Source organism: Azospirillum sp. B506 (assembly GCF_000333595.1).
In the GTDB taxonomy this organism is placed as follows: domain Bacteria; phylum Pseudomonadota; class Alphaproteobacteria; order Azospirillales; family Azospirillaceae; genus Azospirillum.
Window position 1 is genome coordinate 1 of the sequence record NZ_BADK01000770.1, and the last position, 4,625, is coordinate 4,625.

Annotated in this window: 5 protein-coding genes; 2 read left to right on the top strand and 3 right to left on the bottom strand. The window is 66.4% G+C overall.

Features of this window, described 5'->3' with window-relative positions:
• Positions 1-102: 102 nt before the first annotated feature.
• The 3 genes from I71_RS24145 to I71_RS24155 form a co-directional block, all read right to left on the bottom strand.
• Entirely contained in the window at positions 103-1,794 is a 1,692-nt protein-coding gene (locus tag I71_RS24145) for a nitrite/sulfite reductase (RefSeq protein ID WP_042699547.1), read from the bottom strand.
• Positions 1,795-1,840: 46 nt separating this feature from the next.
• Complete coding sequence (locus tag I71_RS24150) at positions 1,841-2,143, bottom strand: DUF2849 domain-containing protein (RefSeq protein ID WP_042699556.1); 303 nt, start codon at positions 2,141-2,143, stop codon at positions 1,841-1,843.
• A gap of 141 nt (positions 2,144-2,284) precedes the next feature.
• A complete protein-coding gene (locus I71_RS24155) occupies positions 2,285-2,842 on the bottom strand; it encodes a bifunctional precorrin-2 dehydrogenase/sirohydrochlorin ferrochelatase (protein WP_042699550.1) in 558 nt (185 codons plus the stop codon).
• Positions 2,843-3,104: 262 nt separating this feature from the next.
• On the opposite strand from I71_RS24155, the gene I71_RS24160 reads away from it, so the two are divergent.
• The gene (locus tag I71_RS24160; RefSeq protein WP_042699559.1) at positions 3,105-3,809 is read left to right on the top strand and encodes a phosphoadenylyl-sulfate reductase; all 705 of its coding nucleotides are present in this window, start codon (positions 3,105-3,107) and stop codon (positions 3,807-3,809) included.
• The gene (cysD, locus tag I71_RS24165; protein ID WP_049976312.1) at positions 3,806-4,603 is read left to right on the top strand and encodes a sulfate adenylyltransferase subunit CysD; all 798 of its coding nucleotides are present in this window, start codon (positions 3,806-3,808) and stop codon (positions 4,601-4,603) included. The genes I71_RS24160 and cysD overlap by 4 nt, the downstream gene beginning before the upstream one ends.
• Positions 4,604-4,625 lie beyond the last annotated feature (22 nt).

Consider the following 4,625-nt stretch of genomic DNA (forward strand, 5'->3'; position numbering starts at 1 on the left):
CGCTCGCCTGCAGCGCTCGAGCTGATGATGACCGGGCGGTCGTTGGGAACCGGCTCGCCATCGGGGATGAAGCTCCAGGCGTCCTCGCCGATGCGCCCATTCTCAATCAGCGGCATAGATTCTCTCCTTGAACGGGGCATGGCCGACACGGCGGAGGGTGTCGATGAAGCGTTCGCTTTCGTCCGACCGGTTGGCGAGATAGACGTCGACGATCGCCTCGATGGCGTCCACCGCTTCGGTCTCGGTCACCGCCGGGCCGAGGATGTCGCCGATGGCGGTGGTCAGCGTCGGGTCGCCGCCGACGGTGATCTGGTAATATTCCGTGCCCTTCTTGTCGACGCCGAGGATGCCGATGGCGCCGACATGATGATGGCCGCAGGCGTTGATGCAGCCGCTGATCTTGATGCCGAGTTCCCCGATGGTGCGCTGCCGGACCGGGTCGGCGAAGCGGGCGGAGATCGCCTGCGCCAGCGGGATCGAGCGGGCATTGGCCAGCGCGCAGTAATCCAGCCCCGGGCAGGCGATGATGTCGCCGATCAGCCCAGCATTGGCGCTGCCCAGACCGGCGGCGTCGAGCTGCCTCCACAGGTCGTACAGCTCGTCCTTCTTCACATGGGCCAGGACGAGGTTCTGGACATGGGTGACGCGCAGCTCGCCGAAGCTGTGGCGCTCGGCCAGATCGGCGACGAGGTCCATCTGGTCGCAGGTGGCGTCGCCGGGGATGCCGCCGGCCGGTTTCAGCGAGATGGTGGCGATGGCATAGCCCGGCGCCTTGTGCTCGGCGACATTGACCGCCAGCCAGTTGGCGAAGGCGGGATCGGATGCCCTGGCGCGCTCCAGCAGGTCGGAATGGTCGGGCAGCTCCTCGAAGGGCGGCGGGGCGAAATGCTGGCGGACCCCCTCGACGATCTCCGGATCCAGGCGGTACTTCGGCCCGCGCAGCCGCTCGAACTCCTCCTCGACCTCCTGGGTGAACTTCTCCAACCCCAGCTCGTGGACCAGGATCTTGATGCGCGCCTTGTAGATGTTGTCGCGGCGTCCGTACTGGTTGTAGACGCGCAGGATGGCTTCCAGGTAGGCGACGAAGTCCTCCTGGGCCACCCACGCGCGCACCAGCTTGCCGACGAAGGGCGAGCGGCCGAGACCGCCGCCGACATAGAAGGAGAAGCCGGCTTCCCCCTTGTCGTTGCGCCGCGCCAGCAGGCCGACATCGTGGATGCGCACCGCCGCGCGGTCGCTCTCGGCGCCGGAGATGGCGATCTTGAACTTGCGCGGCAGATAGGTGAATTCGGGATGCATCGTCGTCCACTGCCGCAGAATCTCGGCATAGACGCGGCCATCCACCACCTCGTCCTTGGCGGCGCCGACGAAGGGGTCGGTGGTGACGTTGCGCACGCAGTTGCCGCTGGTCTGCAGCGCGTGCATGTCCACCTCGGCCAGCTCGTTCAGGATCGCCGGGGTGTCCTCCAGCTTGATCCAGTTGTATTGCAGGTTCTGGCGGGTGGTGAAATGGCCGTAGCCGCGGTCGTACTTGCGCCCGATGGCGGCCAGCTTGCGCAGCTGGGTGGCGGACATCACGCCATAGGGCACGGCGATGCGCAGCATGTAGGCGTGAAGCTGGAGATAGAGGCCGTTCATCAGCCGGACCGGCTTGAACTCCTCCTCCGTCAGCTCGCCGGACAGGCGGCGCTCGACCTGTTTGCGGAACTGCTCGACGCGCTCGGCGACGAACTGCCGGTCGATCTCGTCGTAATGGTAGATGCCGGCACGGGCGCCGGGCGCGATGTGGTTCATGACGATAAACCCTAATGGGCCGCCGGAACGGCCAGCGGTCGTTGACTCAGGCGGCCTGGGTGCCGACGGATTGCTTGCCCAGGTCCAGGCGGACGGTCGGCCCGGCGGTGCGGATGCGCTCGCGCATCGTCGCCGGGACCGGCACGCCGTCCTGCTCCACCACCTCGAAGGCGTAGATGTCGACGCCGAACTGTTCTCGCTCGGCCTTCGCCTTGGCCTCGGCCAGCACGGCATCCGACTCGGCGCGCTGGAACAGCGCAGCCTCGACGAAGGATTCGACCCACCGGCCGCCCTCGCCCAGGAACACGACTTCCCCGTCGCGCAGGCGGTTGGCGGTGATGGCTTTCATCGATCCTTCCTTCGATCGATCCTTGGCCGACATCTGGCTCTCCTGGCTGGTCGTTCTCGAACGCGGGTGGTGTCTTAACCCGAACCGGCAGCGGTCCGGCAGTGAATTCGGCGGAGCGATGGTCGGCGGCGGCCGGGGCCGTCAGGGCAACCAACCCTCCCGGTCAATCATTTCGCGGGTTTCGCGGGCGACCTCGGACATCGATGCCCCCTCCACCCGGCGGCGGTTGCGCAGGGCGGCGATGCTGCGCAGCCGCTCCGCCCACTCCTCCGGAAACAGGGTCTCCAGCCGCTGGCGCAGCAGGCTGGCGAGGGTCGGGCTGCGGCCGCCGGTGGAGACGGTCATCACCAGATCGCCACGCCGCACCACGGAGGGAGAGTGGAAATCGCACAAGGGGATGACGTCCTCGACATTGACCAGCACCCGGTGCTGCCGCGCCAGCTCGGCCAGCGCCGTCTCGGTCTCCGGCCCCAACCCCATCACATACAACAGGCCGACCATGTCGAGATCGGCGGCATCCGGCAGGGCGCGTACCAGGCGGTCGCCGGCCAATGCGGCCAATTCCCCATCCGGATCCGGTGAAAAGACCTGCGGGTCCGCCCCGCCCTCGCGCAGCTGGGTCAAGCGGCGCACCGCGAGCGGCCCGTTGCCCGCCAGCGCAATCGCCACCCGCGCCGGATCGAGCGCCAGCGGAATCATCGCCACCCCCCGAACCGCGAGGGGCAGGAATGGCCGGCTGCGCCGGTTATGACGTCGATCCTGTTCATGCCGGTATTTAGCCCAGCCGCCACATGACAATCAACATATTTCACACAAATAGCTGCAGCGCAGCACAAACCTATTAAACAAGTAGAGAATGTATTTACGTTGCACGGGTTTCCCGCAGGTGTTAATGTGCAAACACAATATATAAACCTACTTAATTGATAGGTTTTAAGGCCACCGCGAAAGGCAGCCGATGATGGACGCGGAAACACGGGTGACGCATCTGACCGACAGCTACGGCACGCTGGAAGGCGCGCCCCTGCTCGCCGCCATGCATGAGGTGTTCGGCGGGCGGATCGCGCTGCTGTCGTCCTTCGGCGCCGAATCCGCGGTGCTGCTGGCGCTGGCCGCCGAAGCGACGCCGGATTTCCCGGTTCTGTTTGTGAATACCGGCAAGCTGTTCGGCGAGACACTGCGCTATCGCGACCAGCTGGTGAAACGGCTGGGCCTGACCGATGTGCGCGAGATCGGCCCGACCGCCGACGACCTCGCCGCCGGCGACAAGAGCGGCATGCTGTTCGCCCGCGATTACGACGCCTGCTGCCATCTGCGCAAGACGGTGCCGCTGGAGCGCGCGCTCGCCACCGCCGGGCTGGAAGCCTGGGTCACCGGACGCAAGCGCTTCCAGTCGGCGACCCGCGCCGCCCTGCCCCTGTTCGAGGCGGAGGGCGGCCGCGTGAAGGTCAACCCACTGGCCAACTGGGACAAGGACCGGCTGGAGGAAGAGTTCACCCGGCGCGACCTGCCGCGCCACCCCCTGGAAGCCGACGGCTACCTGTCGATCGGCTGTTACACCTGCACCGAGCGCGTGGCGCCCGGTGCCGACGCGCGGTCCGGCCGTTGGGCCGGCAGCGCCAAGACCGAATGCGGCATACACACCATGATTGGAACCGCCCGATGAGCGCCGATCTCGACCAGCTCGAAAACCAGAGCATCTATATTCTGCGCGAAGCCTACAACCGCATCGACAAGCTGGCGATGCTCTGGTCGATCGGCAAGGACAGCAACGCGCTGCTCTGGCTCTGCCGCAAGGCGTTCTTCGGCCGCATCCCCTTCCCCGTCGTGCAGCTCGACACCGACATGGAACTGCCGGAAGTCTACGAGTTCCGCGACCGCATCGCCAAGGAATGGGACCTCGATCTGAAGGTGGAGCACTGCCCGCCCGAGGAGGAGATGGACCAGACCCTGCCGCCGCTGACCCGCGCCGCCGCGCGCAAGACGGAAGGGCTGAAGAACCTGCTGCGCGACCATGCCTATCAGGGTGTGATGGTCGGCATCCGCCGCGACGAGCAGGCGACCCGCGCCAAGGAGCGCGTGTTCTCGCCCCGCTCGCTGGAGGGCGACTGGGACGTGAAGGACCAGCCGGCGGAATTCTGGGACCATTACAAGACGCGCTTCCCGGAAGGCGTCCATGTCCGCATCCACCCGCTGCTGGCCTGGACCGAACTGGACATCTGGCGCTATTCGCAGCGCGAGGGGATTCCCATCGTCCCGCTGTACTTCGCCCGCGACGGCAAGCGCTATCGCTCGCTGGGCGAGAAGAACATCACCTTCCCGGTCGACAGCACCGCGTCCACCATCGACGAGATCATCGCCGAGCTTCAGGTGACCCGCATTCCGGAGCGCGCCGGCCGGGCGATGGACAATGAATCCGAAGACAGCTTCGAGCGCCTGCGCAGCGTGGGGTACATGTAAGATGCCGCATCTCACTCCGCAT

What these genes read in the sequence shown, in the direction of transcription:
- I71_RS24145 (WP_042699547.1), bottom strand. Translation starts at nt 1,794, where the DNA reads ATGAACCACATCGCGCCCGGCGCCCGTGCCGGCATCTACCATTACGAC.
- cysD (WP_049976312.1), top strand. Translation starts at nt 3,806, where the DNA reads ATGAGCGCCGATCTCGACCAGCTCGAAAACCAGAGCATCTATATTCTG.
- I71_RS24150 (WP_042699556.1), bottom strand. Translation starts at nt 2,143, where the DNA reads ATGAAAGCCATCACCGCCAACCGCCTGCGCGACGGGGAAGTCGTGTTC.
- I71_RS24155 (WP_042699550.1), bottom strand. Translation starts at nt 2,842, where the DNA reads ATGATTCCGCTGGCGCTCGATCCGGCGCGGGTGGCGATTGCGCTGGCG.
- I71_RS24160 (WP_042699559.1), top strand. Translation starts at nt 3,105, where the DNA reads ATGGACGCGGAAACACGGGTGACGCATCTGACCGACAGCTACGGCACG.